Origin of the sequence: Glutamicibacter halophytocola (assembly GCF_001302565.1) — a bacterium.
Classification (GTDB): Bacteria; Actinomycetota; Actinomycetes; order Actinomycetales; family Micrococcaceae; genus Glutamicibacter; species Glutamicibacter halophytocola.
On record NZ_CP012750.1, the window covers coordinates 2,933,212 to 2,949,473 of the forward strand.

The 16,262-nt window shown below is 60.6% G+C and carries 16 protein-coding genes; 7 read left to right on the forward strand and 9 right to left on the reverse strand.

The genetic code is table 11. The features are described 5' to 3' along the window. Positions 1-33: 33 nt before the first annotated feature. From AOZ07_RS13580 to AOZ07_RS13590, 3 genes are read right to left on the reverse strand one after another with little or no spacing between them, the layout of a single operon-like run. Entirely contained in the window at positions 34-1,938 is a 1,905-nt protein-coding gene (locus AOZ07_RS13580) for an SIP domain-containing protein (RefSeq protein ID WP_060702467.1), read from the reverse strand. 3 nt (positions 1,939-1,941) lie between these two features. Then, positions 1,942-3,000: a FecCD family ABC transporter permease gene (locus tag AOZ07_RS13585; RefSeq protein WP_236995192.1), complete on the reverse strand. Its 1,059-nt coding sequence runs from the start codon at positions 2,998-3,000 to the stop codon at positions 1,942-1,944. Between the two features lie 26 nt (positions 3,001-3,026). Continuing rightward, on the reverse strand, positions 3,027-4,076 hold the full coding sequence (locus AOZ07_RS13590; protein ID WP_060702468.1) for a FecCD family ABC transporter permease: 1,050 nt from the start codon (positions 4,074-4,076) through the stop codon (positions 3,027-3,029). 20 nt (positions 4,077-4,096) lie between these two features. Here AOZ07_RS13590 and AOZ07_RS13595 point away from each other — a divergent pair, with 20 nt between their 5' ends. After that, on the forward strand, positions 4,097-4,891 hold the full coding sequence (locus tag AOZ07_RS13595) for an MBL fold metallo-hydrolase (RefSeq protein WP_060702469.1): 795 nt from the start codon (positions 4,097-4,099) through the stop codon (positions 4,889-4,891). Between the two features lie 3 nt (positions 4,892-4,894). Here AOZ07_RS13595 and AOZ07_RS13600 read toward each other — a convergent pair whose 3' ends face one another. The 3 genes from AOZ07_RS13600 to AOZ07_RS13610 all read right to left on the reverse strand — a co-directional run bounded on the left by AOZ07_RS13600 (position 4,895) and on the right by AOZ07_RS13610 (position 8,208). Continuing rightward, positions 4,895-5,953: an ABC transporter substrate-binding protein gene (locus AOZ07_RS13600; protein WP_060702470.1), complete on the reverse strand. Its 1,059-nt coding sequence runs from the start codon at positions 5,951-5,953 to the stop codon at positions 4,895-4,897. Positions 5,954-6,145: 192 nt separating this feature from the next. Next, positions 6,146-7,471 (reverse strand): FtsX-like permease family protein, encoded by a 1,326-nt coding sequence (locus tag AOZ07_RS13605; protein WP_060702471.1) that lies wholly within the window; start codon positions 7,469-7,471, stop codon positions 6,146-6,148. Next, entirely contained in the window at positions 7,468-8,208 is a 741-nt protein-coding gene (locus AOZ07_RS13610; RefSeq protein ID WP_060702472.1) for an ABC transporter ATP-binding protein, read from the reverse strand. Before AOZ07_RS13610 ends, AOZ07_RS13605 begins: the two co-directional genes overlap by 4 nt. 129 nt (positions 8,209-8,337) lie before the next feature. Here AOZ07_RS13610 and AOZ07_RS13615 point away from each other — a divergent pair, with 129 nt between their 5' ends. Continuing rightward, entirely contained in the window at positions 8,338-8,598 is a 261-nt protein-coding gene (locus tag AOZ07_RS13615; protein WP_060702473.1) for a glutaredoxin family protein, read from the forward strand. Between the two features lie 64 nt (positions 8,599-8,662). Next, positions 8,663-9,307 carry a YqaJ viral recombinase family protein gene (locus tag AOZ07_RS13620; protein WP_236995193.1) on the forward strand — a complete coding sequence of 215 codons (645 nt, stop codon included), beginning with the start codon at positions 8,663-8,665 and terminating at the stop codon, positions 9,305-9,307. Positions 9,308-9,392: 85 nt separating this feature from the next. On the opposite strand, the gene AOZ07_RS13625 is transcribed toward AOZ07_RS13620, so the two are convergent. Beyond that, a complete protein-coding gene (locus AOZ07_RS13625; RefSeq protein ID WP_060702475.1) occupies positions 9,393-10,487 on the reverse strand; it encodes a mechanosensitive ion channel family protein in 1,095 nt (364 codons plus the stop codon). Between the two features lie 228 nt (positions 10,488-10,715). Here AOZ07_RS13625 and AOZ07_RS13630 point away from each other — a divergent pair, with 228 nt between their 5' ends. Together AOZ07_RS13630 and AOZ07_RS13635 are read left to right on the forward strand one after the other, a co-directional pair. Beyond that, positions 10,716-11,714, forward strand: a complete 999-nt coding sequence (locus AOZ07_RS13630) for a PhzF family phenazine biosynthesis protein (RefSeq protein WP_236995194.1) — start codon at positions 10,716-10,718, stop codon at positions 11,712-11,714. Positions 11,715-11,775: 61 nt separating this feature from the next. After that, positions 11,776-13,221, forward strand: a complete 1,446-nt coding sequence (locus AOZ07_RS13635; RefSeq protein WP_060702477.1) for a DHA2 family efflux MFS transporter permease subunit — start codon at positions 11,776-11,778, stop codon at positions 13,219-13,221. Between the two features lie 88 nt (positions 13,222-13,309). Here the strand turns inward: AOZ07_RS13635 and AOZ07_RS13640 are convergent, their stop codons facing one another. Together AOZ07_RS13640 and AOZ07_RS13645 are read right to left on the reverse strand one after the other, a co-directional pair. Beyond that, on the reverse strand, positions 13,310-13,492 hold the full coding sequence (locus tag AOZ07_RS13640; protein ID WP_060702478.1) for a hypothetical protein: 183 nt from the start codon (positions 13,490-13,492) through the stop codon (positions 13,310-13,312). 104 nt (positions 13,493-13,596) lie between these two features. Then, a complete protein-coding gene (locus tag AOZ07_RS13645) occupies positions 13,597-14,028 on the reverse strand; it encodes a hypothetical protein (RefSeq protein ID WP_084793264.1) in 432 nt (143 codons plus the stop codon). A gap of 159 nt (positions 14,029-14,187) precedes the next feature. On the opposite strand from AOZ07_RS13645, the gene AOZ07_RS13650 reads away from it, so the two are divergent. Continuing rightward, positions 14,188-14,877 carry a TetR family transcriptional regulator gene (locus AOZ07_RS13650; RefSeq protein ID WP_060702479.1) on the forward strand — a complete coding sequence of 230 codons (690 nt, stop codon included), beginning with the start codon at positions 14,188-14,190 and terminating at the stop codon, positions 14,875-14,877. Positions 14,878-14,975: 98 nt separating this feature from the next. Further along, complete coding sequence (locus AOZ07_RS13655; protein WP_060702480.1) at positions 14,976-16,208, forward strand: acyl-CoA dehydrogenase family protein; 1,233 nt, start codon at positions 14,976-14,978, stop codon at positions 16,206-16,208. Positions 16,209-16,262: the final 54 nt, after the last annotated feature.

The following is a 16,262-nucleotide window of genomic DNA, read 5'->3' on the forward strand; positions in this document are numbered from 1 at the left end:
GGGCCGTGGCCCTCGTTCTGCACTGAGGCAGAATTAGTTCTCGGTCTTGCCGTGGCGCCAGTAGCCCATGAACGCCACCTGCTTGCGGTCGATGCCAGCTTCGCGGACGAGGTAGCGGCGCATTTCCTTCACCGTTCCCGCTTCGCCGGCGATCCATGCATAGAACGGCGCATTATTGGCCTGCCCGGTCTCCCACAAGATCTGCGAGTCCACATCGATGTCCTCCGGCTCGGCATTGGTATGCACCACTCCTGCTGCAGGAATCGCCACCACCTGGCTCAAGGCATTGCGCAACAGCTCGCCATGGGCGTGGCTGCCACGAGTCAGCCACTGCACCGAAACACCCGAACGGGTCGAAGCACCCAGGATGTCGGTGGTCTCGGGAACCTCGATGAGCGCATGCCCGGTGACATTCGACGGCAGCGATTCGAGAATGGCGCAGATCGCCGGGGCCGCGGTTTCGTCGCCAGCCAGCACGATTCGCCGCGCTTCGCCCGGGCGGAATTCGATGCCGCCGTAGCTCGCGTCGTTCAGGAACTTGTTCGGGCCCAGCAACAGCAGCTGGTCTCCGACCTGCGCGCGGTCGCCGAATTCGGTGGCCGGTCCGCCTTGCAGCTTTCCATCCACCAGGTGCCCGTGCATCACGAAGTCGATATCCAGTTCCGCGGTCAGCCCCTGGTTGTCGCGGTGGCCGGCCTCGCGGAAGGCGCGAACCGTATAGGTTCGCATGTAGCCGCGGGTATCGGGATCAATGGACAGCCAGCGCTTGTACCAGCCTTCTTGTTCCGCTGGGCTGGTCATGGCCTGCGGGCGCATCGAAGCGATTTCATCGGTCAGGGCCGTTCCGCCAGCCGGAGGCAGCAGCAGCTTGATGCGCATATCCAGGGGGTGGCTGTTGGTCCCGAAATAGTCCAGGTCCTTGCCGCTGACGGTCAGCCGGCGGAAGGAAGGCGAGAGCTCTTGCCGGTTGACCACCGTGGTGTCAAAGGCCAGGGTCGGGACATGCTCATAGGCCGGACGGCAATCCAGCGCCGTGGCTTCGGCGGCATCCTCGTTGACACTCCGGGCGGCGGCCGGTGCGGCTTCAGGCTCCAGCGCCTGCGGCTCGCTGCGGAAAATGCCCTTGGAGGCCAGCACCTGTTCGGTGCGCAGCACCCGGTGCCGTCCAATGGGCAAGACCAGCGGGGTTCCGCCTACCGGGTCCGGGATCACCCGGCTGGGCATGCCGAAGACATCCTTGACGGTCTTTTCGGTGACCACTTCATTGGGGTGGCCCGCAGCGTAGATCTTGCCATGGCGCAGGGCCACCAGGTAGTCGGCGTAGCGGGCGGCCAGGTTCAAATCGTGCAGCACGATGACCACGGTGATGCCGCGGCTGCGGTTCAATTCGCTGACCACGTCCAGCACTTCCAGCTGGTGGGCCACGTCCAGGAAGGTCGTGGGCTCATCCAGCAGCAGCAGATCGGTTTCCTGGGCCAGGGCCATGGCGATCCAGACGCGCTGGCGCTGTCCGCCGGAGAGCTCATCCACCGCTCGATCGGCCAGCTCGATGGTGCCGGTCAGCTCCATCGCGCGATTCACCGCCGCTTCATCCTCTGCGGAGAAGCGCTTGAAAAGCCCCTGGTGCGGGTAGCGTCCACGGCTGATCAGCTCGCGGGCGGTAATCCCATCCGGCGCGGTCGGCGACTGCGGCAGCAATCCCAGGGTCTTGGCGACATCCTTGGCCGGCTTGGAGTGGATATCTGCCCCGTCCAGCAGCACCTGGCCGCCCGATGGCTTGAGCAGCCGGGACAGGGCACGCAGCAGCGTGGACTTGCCGCAGCCATTGGCGCCCACCACGATGCTCACCTGCCCGGTGGGAATATCCAAGGACAGCTCGTCGACGATGGTGACCTTGTCATAGGCCAAGGTCAGATCGCTAGCCTGCAAAGTGGCCATGGGTTATGCCCCGCTTCCGGTTGAGTTGGCGCGCACCAGAATCCAAATCAGGAAGGGTGCGCCGAATGCGCCGGTGATGACACCTACCGGCAGTGCAAGACCCGCGAACAAGTTCGCGGCAAAAAAGTTGGCAACGACGACCAGGGCAGCCCCGGTCAATCCCGCCAGCGGGATGTGGATCGGCCCGCGGCTCAGCGCCGCGCTGATCGGCCCGGCCAGGAAGGCCACAAAGGCCAACGGGCCGGTCATCGCAATGGGCAAGGCACCCATGGCCACGGCAACAACCACGAGCAGCATCCGGGCCCGGCTCACGTTCACGCCCAAGGCGGCCGCCGAGTCTTCGCCCAGCTCCAGCATCTTCAGCTGGCGCACGACGAAGGGCAGCAGGACCACTCCGATCGCCCCGAGGCTGATCAGGAGGACCAGGGCGCTGTGCCAGTTGCTGGAAGAGAGCGAGCCGGTCAGCCAGTGCATCACATCGCTGGCGGTATTCACCTGCGCCTGGGTCAGCAGGTATTGGATCAGGGCCTGAAGCATCGCGCCGATGGCCAGGCCGGCCAGGATCAGCCGAGGCCCGGTGCGCTTGCCCGAGGCCGAAAGCCAATAGATCAGCGCGGCAACAACCAGGCCGCCGGCCAGCGCGAAGGCATTGAGCCTCCAGTCGTTGTAGCCCAGGGTGATCATGGCCAGGACCGCGGCAGCCGATGCGCCATAGCCGACGCCGATGACGTCCGGGCTGGCCAGCGGGTTGCCCAGCCAGCGCTGGAAGAGGGCGCCGGAGATGCCCAGCCCGGCTCCCGCCAAGGCGCCGACCGCAACGCGCGGAAGCCTGTCGGACATGATGATGAAGCTGGTGCCGGGGACTTTCTGCCCGCCCAGCACCTGCAGGACTTCTGCCGCAGGCAATCGATCCCTGCCCCAGAACAGGTAGGCGATGATGGTGAGCACTATGGCCAGGGCCATCCACACGGCGGTCCGGCGTGCCAGGTTCCTTCTCACCGCGGCCTTGGCCGGCGCGCCTTGCGGCGCCGGCCCGGATTCGTCTGCGGCGGGCTGGCTCATAGCTGCTCTTGTCATTTCCTTCGTGCTCACAGGCTCACCGACTTCATGCCGCTGCGCATCATCAGGATGAACAGCGGACCGCCGATCATCGCGCACATCACGCCCACCTGGATTTCGCTCGGCGGCGCGATCACCCGTCCCACGGTATCAGCGGCCAGAAGCAGCACCGGACCGGCCAGCAGGCTGCCGGGCATCAGCCAGCGGTAATCGGAGCCCACCAGCAGGCGGACCGCATGCGGGATCATCAGCCCGACGAAGGCGATCGGCCCGGCCACCGCGGTAGCGGTGCCCGCCAGGATGACCACGCCGATCGATCCGAGCAGGCGGGCGCGGCCCAGGTTGAAGCCCAGGGCGGTGGCGGTGTCATCCCCCATGGCGACCGCATTGGAAACCCGCGCGGTGGACAGCAGGATCAGCGCGCCGAGGGCCACCATCGGTATCGCCCCGAGGAAGGTGTCGATCGGGGTGCTGGACAAGGATCCGATTTGCCATTTGCGGAAGCGGTCCAAGGTGGAATCAGAGACCATCAGGATCGCGTTGGTCATGGCCCCAACGCCCACTGCCAGGGCCGCGCCGCCCAGGGCGAGCTTGATCGGAGTGGCTCCCTCGCGGCCGACACTGGCCACCAGGTACACCAGGGTCATCACCACGGCCGCGCCAATAAAGGCTGCCAGCATGATGCCGGCCAATGAGCTGACGCCCAAGAAGGCGATGGCCACGACCACGCTCATGGAAGAACCCGCATTCAGCCCGAGGATCCCGGTGTCGGCCAGCGGGTTGCGGGTCAGCCCCTGGAGTCCAGCCCCGGCCAGGCCCAGCGCCGCCCCGACAACAATTGCCCCGACGGTGCGGGCAAAGCGCGAGGCCACCACGCCTTGGTCCCCGTTGTTCGGGTCAAAATGCCATAGGGCATCGCTGGCGGTGCCCAGCGACACCGAGCGGGCGCCGAAGAGCAGCGAAGCGGCGATGGCCACTGCCAGCAGCGCCCCGAGGATCAGGAAGGCACCGACTTTCCGGGGCAATCGGGGCCCGGTGCGCTCCTGCGCTTGGCGCGTCGTGCTTTCAGTCGCGGTCATTGGTTCCTACACTCATTGCTATGGCACATCTTTCCTCGCCCACCGTTATTGCTCCCGGCATCGGCCTGCTTACGGCCGATAATCCCTCGGAGATGACGCTGGATGGGACTAATTCCTATTTGCTCTTCGACCCGGGGTCCCCGGCCTTGGCGCCGGGCACCCCGGTGGTGCTCATCGACCCGGGTCCCGAGCTTGAAGCGCATTTGCAGTCGCTGGCCCAATTCGATATCCAGCTGGTGCTGGTCACCCATCGCCATGCGGACCATACCGGCGGGATCGATCGCTTGCGCCAGCTGGCCGCAGCGCCGGTCCGCGCGAAGCTGGCAGAATTCTGCCGCGACGCCCCCGTGCTGGAAGACCATGAAGCGATCAGCGTGGCCGGGGTGGACATCCAGGTGCTTTCCACCCCTGGACACACCTCGGATTCGGTGTGCTTCACGGTGCAGGACTCGCACCTGTTCACCGGCGATACCGTTCTGGGCCGGGGCACCACCATCCTGGAGCATCCAGATGGAACGCTGTCCGATTATCTCGCTTCGCTGAACAGGCTGCTGGATTTGCCGGACATGCCCTTGCATCCGGCGCACGGGCAGCAGCATGGAACCTCGCATCAGCTGCTGCGTGCCTACCTTGAGCACCGGGAATCCCGGCTGGGCCAAGTGCGCGCCGCCCTGCAGAAACTCGGCAAGGCCGGGGCGGACGCCACCCCAGCCGAATTGCTGGAGCTCGTCTACCCCGACCTGGATCCGCGCCTGGCGGGCGCGGCTAGCCGATCGTTGGAAGCGCAGTTGCACTATCTAGCGTCGAATCGCTAGCTGCTACTTTGCGGCTGCTGCGTTTTCAGCAGCCTTCACGATTTTTGGAACCACCTTGTCCAAGGACCATTCAAGGGACAGCGGCGAAGCGGCTGAAATGGCCAAAGTTGCTTCATCGGTGCCCGGCAGGGCCAGGGCATCGTTCTTCACGGCCGGAATCTGGCCATACAACGCCTGGGACTTCACAATGTCCTTGGTGGTGTTTCCGGCTACTGCCGAAGCGAAGACGATATCCGAATCCCACTCGTTGACCTTTTCAGGTGAAACGGTGAAGAAGAAGGTGTCCTTGGCGGCGTTCTTCTGGACATAGTCGGCCTGCTTCATGCCCAGGGCCTCGAGGAAGCGCGGGCGGGTGTCGCCCTGCGAGTAGACATAGGCGGTATCCGGAGCAGAGAGGTCGGCAGCAATGAAGGTGGTGTCCTTCAGTACCGGATTCTCTTCGCCGACCTTGGCCAGGTCTCCTTCGACCTTCTCGATCAGCGCGTCGGCTTCTTCTTCCTTGCCCAGCATCTGGCCGGCGGCTTCGGTCGCGTCCTGCCAGCTGGTCAGGTAGTTCGGCTCAATCGGGCCAACAACCGGAGCGATTTCCTGCAGCTTTTCGTACTGCTCTTTCTTCAAGCCCGAATACGGGGCGAAGATGACGTCCGGCTTGGTCTTGGCGATAGCCGTGTAGTCCGGATCGTCACCGGTAGCGAACTGCACCGGAGCCTTCTCGGAGCCGATGGAGGCGTCCAGCTTTGCGAGCGCCTCGTCCTTCCACTCGGTGGAGTTGTTCTCGTTCTGGCCGTAGGCGTCGGTGTCCATGCCCACTGGAACGGTATCCAGGGCCAGCAGGGTGTCGGCGTTGACCCAAGAAATCGTGGCGATGCGCTGCGGAGCCTTGTCGATCTTGGTCTCGCCATAAATGTTCTTGATGGTGACCGGAGTGAAGTCGCCTGCAGAGGTGCCTGAAGCATCCGCCGAGGAATCTGCGGAGTTGCTTGCCGAACCGCATGCGGTCAGGCTCAGGGCGAGGATTGCGGTGGACGCGGCGAAGATCCCGGCGCGACGTGAAATATTCATGGGTCGGTGATTCCAGACTATGCGAGGTTCTGTAAACATGTTGGTGTAGATAGGTTAGGTTTACCTATCCGAACCGTATGCCACATTACGCGCTAGGCCCATCAATACGCAACACGAAACATCTCTAATCACCGACCCATAAGTGAAGCTAGCCACACATGGAGGCAGGCCAGCAGCTGTTGACCACGGAATTTATTCTCGAGCCGCTAGCAATCGGCCCGGATCAGCTACCGAAATTGATGCTCGCACCAGCACCAATCCGAGTAACACTGCGACAATGACCGTGATCACCGTCAACGGGCTGAAGATCACTGCCATCCCAGCCAGCGGAAATACCAGCACGGTGGAAGCAATGGCAAAAGCGACGGAGGCCGCCAGCGCCGGGATCATCAAGGACTTGGTCCGTGCCGCATTCATCGTGCTCCATGGCATGCCCAGGCGATGCAACCCTGAATAGAGTTCCGCGCGGTCCAAGGTGCCGGCGCTCTGCGTAATGGCCGAGGATGCCGCCACGCAGATGAAGGTAATCGCCAGCGTCAGCAGAACGCCAGTCAGGATGTCTCCGGGCAAATAGTCGTACCAGCTGTTGCTGGCTTCCTCGGCTGGGGAAGCCTGCATCATCGCCGCGCCGCTTCCACCCACCACGGCAACAAATGATGCCATGGCAACGCCGGAAACCTGTCGCCAGGATTCGGCAGGGTTCTCCAGGATCATCCTGGCGGCCAACAGCTGTTGCGGGGTATCGGCTTTCTTCAGCTTGCTCTGCCCTACCTTGGACACCAGATAGGGCCCAACGAGATTCAACACCAGCAGGCCAAAGCCAAAGCCTCCAACAATTACCGTCAAGATCACTGCGATGCTCTGCGCCACCTGCCCCAGGTTGGAGAAGAGCAGGCACAACAGCAGGATGCCGCCCACGGTGATCAACGCCCGAATCCAGCTGGGGACCGGCACGCTGCGACGCGTGGCCACAGCCAGTGGAGTGATCATCAGCTTGCGCAAACCGGCTGCCGCGCTCACCGCCGAGAGCACGACGACTGCGAATACTGCAATCGCCAATGCCCCTGCGGGCAGGTAGATGGCCGTCCCGATGGGTGCGCCCTGGAACTGAATCAGCGATGCCACCGGCGCGCAGGCCAGATACAGCACGACCCCGGCGAGCGCTCCCGCCAGGGCAGTACCGGCGGCCTGCACAATGGCTACGAGGCTGATCTGCGAGCCGGTGGCACCAAGCAGGCGCAGCGAGGACAGCGCCCGGTCATTGGCTCGTGCCGAAAGCCTGGCCGCCGCGGAGCCGAGGACCATCAGCGGCACTACCAGCAGCACCACGGCAAGCCCGGCCAAAGGCAGATAGGCACCCTGTGCCTCAAGCTCAAAACTGGTAAAGGAATAAGCGCCGCCCAAGACGATCAGCAAAATCGCACTGACCAAGGCGTAGGCGCTAACGGTTAGGATTTGCGGTGCCAGACGGGTTTTAGCCGGACGCCCGAGCAACCAGGCAAGGTGCAGAATGTTCATCGAACATCCCCGCCCATCGCGCTGGTGCCGCGCCGGCTGTCGCTGATCAATTGCCCGTCGTGCAGTTTTACGACGCGATCGCACTGTGCAGCAACAGAAGGATCATGGGTGACCATAACCAGGGACTTGCCCTGGCCTACGGTGCACTCCAGCAAGGTCTCAAGCACCTCGGTACCCGTTGCGGAATCCAAGGCGCCGGTGGGCTCGTCGGCGAATACGACCATGGCCCCGGTGACCTGTGCGCGGGCGATAGCTACACGTTGCATCTGTCCGCCAGAGAGCTGCCCGATTCGCCGTTGCTCCATGCCGGCCAGCCCCAGGGCAACAAGCGCCTGGCCTGCCTGGGCGATGGCGGCAGCCCTGGGGGTGCCATTGATCATCAGGGCCATGGCCACGTTTTCTTCAGCCGTGAGTTCCGGGATCAGCAGGCCTGATTGGAAAACGAATCCGAAGGACTGCCGGCGCAGCTTGGTTCGCGCCTTATCTCCGAGCTCCTGGATGTCCACCGGCTGTTGCCCGGGCAGGTTGAGCATCAGGCTTCCCGAGTCGGGCAGCTCAATGCCGGCCAAGGCATGCAGCAACGTTGATTTTCCGGATCCGGACGGACCCATGATCGCCAATGATTCTCCAAGGGAGATTTCGAGATTAACGCGGTTCAGCGCGGTGGTTGAGCCAAAGCTCCGGCAAAGGTTCTGGGCAAGGAGTACGGGTGGATGGCCAATGGAATTTTCAAGCATGATTCCATGTTTTCAATATTGAGTTCTGCGCGCATCGGCGCGCAGGGCGAAGTCGCGCCTTGTCAGGCTCATCCTCCGGTAGGAGCGCCGGCGCCACGAACCAGTACCCCAGGAGTTCTTGAACTGCCCATGAAATTGGAACTGTATACGCAGCCGTTCTGCGCACCGTGCATCCGCACGAGGCAAACTGTGGCACGCGCCCAGGCACTGCTGCCGGAATTGCAGGTGGAAGAAATCAATGTTGTGGAGCAGGTCCAGCGCGGCGAGGAATTGGGCATCACCAGCACACCGGTAATCAGGCTGGTGCAAGGCAGCACGGAGAAATTCAGAGCCAGCGATACACCCACGCTGCCTCAGCTTTTGGCTGCGATTGCGCGCGCCAGCGACTAGTCTCACGTGACTTGGAACCCCGAGATGCACGCTTCTGCGGCAATGATGGGGAAGAATAGACCAAGTGATTACTGTGCCTGGCGTTGAACATGAGTGTTTCCAGCGTGTCTTAGCTGATTCAGCCAACCGCATTGAATGGCTCAGGGCACGCGCTCAAGGCATCACGGCAACCGACGTCGCCAAGCTATCCACCGAGAAGTCCATCAAGAACGCGGCCTGGGACAAGCTCTACGGCAATGGATTCTCCGGCAACACCTATACCGATCACGGGCGCAAACGCGAACCAGTCATCGCGGCCTGGGTGCAGGAGAATTTTAATATCTTCCCTTCATCCCAGTTGTTCCACGCCCAGAACTCCAAGCTCCATTTGGCTACCCCGGACGGCCTGGGCTTCGATGCGTCAGGCGCTCCGGTCTTGGCGGAAATCAAGACCACGAACAAGCCGTTCAAGAAGATCCCCAAGAACTACTTGCGCCAAATCCTCTGGCAACAGCACGTCATCGGTGCCGAGCGAACCCTGTTCGTCTGGGAAGAGCACCAGGACTTCGTACCGGTGCGCGCGGTGCCCGAGTACCTGTGGGTCGAACGGGATGATGACCTGATTCAAGACCTGATCGATAAGGCTGAAGCCTTGATTTCAGCATTGCGCGAGGCGACAGCCCGGCAGGAACGCTACAACGACTACGGCCCGGCGGCCCTGCGCCTGTAATTGCTGCACAACGCAGTAGATCCTTGGGAGCCAGTTCACTGGCGGCTTCCAAGGATCTACTGGTTTCTTGGCCATTATTCGAGGCTTAGGCCGGGGTTGTTGGAACGATTCTCGGATCAGGCAGGCATTCGGGATAGCTATCAAGCAACTCCGCCAACAGTTTTTCGCGAATCATATTGCGCAGGCCCCACAGGTCTCCAGCATTGCGCGCTGAGAGGTAGACGGTTACGGTTTGCAGACCGTTTTGCGCGTCGGTCACCAGCAGCTCATTGTCGCGCCCGTCCCACAGGTCCGAGGACTCAAGCAGTTCCGTGCTGCGCTGGCGCAGGTATTCGATTGGCGCGTTGAGCTTCAGCTGCAGTGCCACATTGCCCGAAATCTCGGTGCTGCGCCGTGACCAGTTCTCAAATGGCGTCGTGGTGAAGTACGTGGAAGGCAAGATCATTCGGCGGCCATCGAGCAACAGGACCACCACATAGGACAAGGTGATCTCTTCGACAGTGCCGCGCTCGCCTTCAACCACCACGGTGTCATCCACCCGGATGGAATCGGTGAAAGCAACCTGCAAACCTGCGAAGACGTTCGCGAGGGTGGATTGAACGGCCAAACCGACCACGACCGAGGCCAGTCCTGCCGAGGCCAGCAGTCCGGCGCCTAGCGCTCGCACTTGTTCAATAGTCAGCAAGACGGCGGCCACGGCCAAGATGCAGAGCACCGCGATGAGCACGCGGCGCATCAAGCCCACCTGGGTTTGCACCTTGGCCAGTCGGCGTCCGGGTCCGAATTTCGATTCGAAGCGGGACATCATCCCTGCCTCAATGACGAGAACCAGCTTGATGATGAACCAGGTCAGGAACGTCACCAGGATGATCAGAATCACGAATTGCCACGGGTTGTACCAGTCACGATCTCGATAGAAGAGCGCAAAGGCGGACTTGGCAACGATAGAAGTAATCAGGCCGAAAAATGGGAGACGGGTGGCCTTCACATCAGCTTCATCCACGCCAATGCGCTTGAGGATGCGGCGGGCAATCGCGCTGAAAGCAAAAGCCAAGATAGCGGCGACCACTGCGCCGGCCAGGAGAACAGCCCAGAATTGCAACGATGCGGGGAGGACGCTTGAAGCGCTAATGACTTCCTCGACGGTCTCGTCCAGAGGTTCAACGGGGGTAGGTGACATGTTTAAAGGATGTCATATGGCGCTAAATAAATGCTGTGCATGCCCTTGCCGCGGCCTACGGAACCCAGCGCATCCGAGCTGTCTTGATCACAGCCGAATAGCTACGGTGATTGCAAAAAGGATGGCACACTCGCTGGCCAGCACGCGCGGGAGAGGTTAATGACGTTTTATGTGTCCCTTCACGTAACACCCGATCAACCTGATGGTTAATGTGCCACCATGCTAAGTATGAGCCGAACATTTGCTTATCAGCAGGTTGATGTTTTTGCGCCCACTGCGTTCAACGGCAATGGGCTCGGAGTCGTATTCAACGCTGACAGCCTGACTGATGATCAGATGCAGCACTTCGCCCAGTGGATGAATTTGTCCGAGACCGTATTCTTCGTCGAGCCATCCCATGAAGAGGCCGACTATGCCATCCGCATTTTCACTCCGAGCACGGAGCTGTCCTTTGCCGGCCACCCGACGCTTGGTGCCGCCCATGCATGGCTGGAATCCGGTGGGGCGCCGGGACCTGCCGGACATTTGATCCAGGAATGCGGGGCAGGGCTCATTCCGGTTCGGATCGAACGCGAATGCACCGACAGCCATTCCCGCCGGCTGGCGTTCCTCGCTCCCCCGCTGACGCGCACCGGTCCACTGGAGCCAGATGTCCTCCAGTGGGCTATCAGCGGACTCGGCATCCACGAAGATGACGTGGTTGACCACCAATGGCTGGTCAACGGCCCGCATCCTGCTGGCTTGGTCCTGCGTGACGCAGACGTTGTTCTGGGCATCGAACCAGACTACGAGGCGCTTCAGGGACTGGAGGTTGGCGTCATCGGCCCCTATACGGCTTCCAGCGTGGCCCATGGCGTGTGGCAGCCGCGAGGTTCGGTTTTGCCCCGTGTCTCGGGAACGCGGGAAGAATTGCGCCCCTTGGATTCCTCGGACCTGGAGCGTTCCGAAGAGCGCTTCGGTTCCGTGGTGATGCAACCGCCAGCCGACTTCGAGGTGCGAGCCTTCGTCGCTGGCGAAGCGGTGTCAGAGGACCCTGCTACCGGCTCGCTCAATGCGGCTTTTGGAATCTGGCTGACCCAATCCGGGTACGCCCCGCAACGCTATACCGTGCGCCAGGGAACCCGCGTTGGCCGCAGCGCCATCTTGCATATCGAAGCCACGGAAAAAGGTGTCTGGGTCAGCGGAGATGTTGAAACCCGCATTTCCGGCAATGTGAGTTTCGACTGATTATCCGTTCATAGGCTCACTATCCATTCCACTTCCGCCAATCAGGTACTAGCCTTGTCCAGTGCCTGAAACTGCGAATCCCACCACTGACTTTGATAAGAAAGCCGCTTGGCGCGCCCTCTGGGCACTAGTCATCGGGTTCTTCATGATCCTCCTGGACACCACCATTGTGTCCACGGCCATGCCATCCATCATGGCCTCGCTTGATGCAGATATCTCTGGCATCCTCTGGGTCAATAGCGCCTATCTGCTCACCTTCGCCGTACCGCTGCTGGTCACCGGCCGCTTGGGCGACCGGTTTGGCCCGCGCAACATCTACCTCATCGGCATGGCCATCTTCTCCCTCGCCTCGCTCTGGTGCGGCCTCTCGGATTCCCTTGGATCGCTGATTGCCGCCCGCGCAGTCCAGGGACTGGGCGCCTCGATGATCTCGCCCCAGGCGATGACCATGATTACCCGCTTGTTCCCGTACCAGCACCGAGGCGCAGCCATGGGGTTGTGGGGTGCAGTAGCCGGGATCGCTTCACTGATTGGCCCGATTGCCGGCGGCCTGCTGGTGGACTCGGTGGGCTGGGAATGGATCTTCTTCATCAATCTGCCCATCGCAGTTCTCAGCTTGGTGATGGTTTTCAAATTTGTTCCGCGCTTGGAACCTCAGGCGCACTCCTTCGACTGGATCGGAGTTGCCCTGTCAGCAGTAGCGATGTTCTGCCTGGTCTTTGGCATCCAGGAAGGCGACTCGACCGGTTGGGAACCATTCATTGGCCCGGTTTCTTCGTGGCACTTGATCATCGCCGGCGTACTGCTGCTGGCCGTGTTCGTTTGGTGGCAGGGCAAGACGAAGTCTGAACCGCTGGTTCCGTTGCGCTTGTTCCTGGTACGCAATTTTTCGCTTTCCAATGTGGCCATCGCGTTCATGGGCCTGACCATCGCAACGATCAGCCTGCCGATGGTGTTCTTCTTGCAGAACGTCCGCGGATTAACTCCTACGGAATCGGCGCTGATGATTTCGCCGATGGCAGTGGTGGGCATTTTCATCGCACCTCGCCTGGGCAAGATGGTCAACAAGCTCAGTCCGAGAATTCTGGCAGTACCAGGCTTCCTGCTCTTTGGCGGAGCAACCGTGGTTTACGCCTACATGATGCACGCAGACATCGCCCTGTGGACCCTGCTGATTCCATCAGCCGTGCAGGGCGTTGGCTCGGCCATGATCTGGCCTTCGCTTTCGCTGGCCGCTACCCGCGACCTGACTCCGCGTGATGCCGGGGCCGGCTCCGGTATCTATAACACCACTCGCCAGATCGGCTCCGTGCTCGGTTCGGCGCTGATCGCCGTGATGATGGATTCGCGCGTGCAAGCACAGATCGAAAAGGCTTCTTCCAAGGATCCTGCAACACTGATGGAAGCAACCTCGGTAGGTTTGGGCCAAGCACTGCTGCTGCCCGGGTTCGCTGCCGTAGCTGCCGTGATTGTGGTGGCTTTCTTGAGCCCCGGCAAGAAGTCCTGACAACGCTTTCGTTGCTGTTCTGGATACAAGAGAACCCCGGATTGCCAGTGGAATTCCATTGTCGATCCGGGGTTCTCTTGCCAGTTATTTATGCTTGGTCTGAAGGACCATCGTTGCTGTCGCCATTCTTGAACTCATCGACCTTCTCGCCGATTTTCTCCTGCGCATCAGCGGCAAAGTCCTTGATGTTTTCGGTGGCGTCGCCGGCGAACTCCTTGGCGTTCTCGACTGCTTCGCCCAGCTTCTTCTTTGCATCATCTAAGAAACCCATTGGTTCTCCTCTTAGCTTGTCATCCAAATTTGAACCCTGAAAACCTCAGTCTTCAGAAACAATCTACTTCCGCCTGTGCACCGGACTGGGCAACGGCGCAAAAATTACTTTTCTTTTTTGATCTTCTTTGCTGCCCGACGGCCAAAAATCAAAGCCACGGCGATACCGGCTAGCCACACATCCTTGGCCAAGGCGGTGCCATCAGCAGTTGGACGTACGCCATCAGATTCGGTCATTCCCGGAGTGCGCAGATAAGACGACAACAGCACTGCGGAGAAGGCACCCAGACCGATTCCTGCCAAGCGCGAAGGAACCAATGGCAAAAGCAGTGCACTGCCCAGCGAAATTTCCGAAACGGATAGGATCTTGCCGAAGACTGCAGGTTCCAGTTCTGCCATCTGCGGTACACCGTTGGACGCCATTTGCTGCAACCCGGCCGCGCTGGCTTCATCAATGCGCAGCTTGTTAATGCCGCTGTTGAGAATGAATGCGCCGCTGACTAATCGGAGTGCGGCGTTTGCGATCGAGATTCCCATGGGCCCTCACTTTTCTTTCCAATAGTAAATACGCGTTCTGGAAAAGAACGCCCTTGCTGTTCAGCGTAGTCATGGCTGTGGGAGTTCACAATCATTTCAGCGGCGCGCTTGGCAGCCTTCAAGAATCAGGGATTGAGAATCGTGCTAAATTCGTGAATCATGATCGCTTCTTCCGCTGTACCACCGGCCGCACTTGATCTGCTCATTTCTCAAGGCTTCGACACCACCAGCGTCGATGAGCTGGCAGCAGCTGCGGGGATCTCGCGTTCCACGTTCTTCCGCCGATTCGGCTCAAAAGAGAACATGGTCTTTGCCGATCAAGAAATGATCATCACCCACGTTCAGACGACGCTGGCGGCATCATCTGTCGACGCGATCTCTACTTTGATTGACGCGGCTCATGTCGTCTTTGATCAGTACACTGTCAACCCCGAGGGTGCTCGGCTTCGGCACAGGCTGCTTTCCTCGGTCCCATCGCTACGAGAACGAGAGCTCGTTTCAACTCATCGGTACGAGCGCGCATTCTACGATTTTCTGGTCCGTCGCGAATTGGCCAACACCGCATCGGAAAAATCCTTGTGCCTCGGAGTTAGCGCCGGCCTGGTGGCCATCCACAATGATCACCTGCGCACCTGGATCAAGGATCCAGCCAGCACCGACCGAAGCAAGCTGGCACATGATGTTCGGTTATTCCTTGAACGCTTTGCAGACCTGCTGGGTGGCGAAAATACGGGCACCACTGCCGCTTCCCCAACGCCTACAGTCATTGTTTCAGTGATTGATCCAGGTTCCGACGAGCAATCCATTCTGCAGGCAGTTTCGGCGGCGCTGAAAGAACACAGCAAATAATAAACCACAGAACTTGAGACGTAGTTTCTTGACATGACACTGCGTTCCATTAGGCTGGAGTTAAAAGTTTTCACTCTAGCCAATTTGGAGCGCCTGAGATGACAGAGAAGTCGACCGGTTTGGAATTTCCCGCCGGAGTTGTTGAACCGGAGTACGATCTGTGGGCAGAAGACGTCAATATTGACCCCACCGGAATCTTTGCCGATATTAATGCTGCAGACCTCGCCTGGCGCGCCAAGGCACGCAAGTTCGTCGTAGAAGAAGTCAAAAAGGACATTCACGAATATTGGGACAAGGCCGACTACCCCCTGCATCTGATCAAGAAGCTCGGCGAAGCGGACCTGCTGCGTGACGGAATGAATCTGGACTCCCACGAAAAAATGAGTCCACTGGCAGCCGGACTGGTCAACATGGAAATGGCACGCGGCGATGGTTCCGTGGCCACCATCGTTGGCGTGCAGGGCGGGTTGGCGCTGCGCTCGGTGCTCTTCTGCGGCAATGAGGAACAGATCCAAAAGTACGCCATGCCGATGCTGTCCGGCGACCTGCCGGGCGCCTTTGCGCTGACCGAGCCAACCCACGGGTCTGACTCGGTGTCATTGGAAACTCGTGCGACAAAAGTCGAGGGCGGCTACCGGATCAGCGGTGAAAAGAAATGGATTGGCAACGGCTCCATCGGCGGCATCTCCATCGTTTGGGCTCGTGACGATGAGGGCAAGGTTCGCGGTTTTGCCGTCCATCAGGACGCCGAGGGGTACAACGCCACCACCATCCAAAACAAGCTGTCGCTGCGTGCTATCTGGCAGGCGCATATCCGCATGGAGAATATTTTCGTCCCCGACGAAGACGTGCTGCCGGATGCCACCAGCTTCAAGGACACCTCCCGAGTGCTGTTCGCTACGCGTCTCGGTGTCGCGTGGTCAGCTGTAGGCCATGCCACCGCTTGCTACGAGTCAGCGGTGAACTACGCAAAGCAGCGAGTGCAGTTCGGCCGTCCGTTGGCTGCCAGCCAGATTGTCCAGGAGCGCTTGGCACGCATGCAGTCCGAACTTGCAACCATTCAGGTATTGGTAATGCAAGCGACCAAGCGCGAGACCGACGGTGAGCTCACCGGGCCACAGGCCTCGCTGGCCAAGTACACGGCCACTCGCACGGCACGAGCCATTGCTTCCAATGCCCGCGACCTGCTGGGAGGCAACGGGATTCTCACCAGCAACCGCGTCGCCCGCCACTTTGCTGACGTGGAAGCTATTCACACCTATGAAGGAACCGAGACGGTCCAGGCCCTGATCATGGGACGCGACATCACGGGGTTCTCCGCCTTCGCCTAAGCAATCCAGGGTCGCTGGCAAGATGTCGGGGTGCTGACCGTGTCAGCAGCCCGA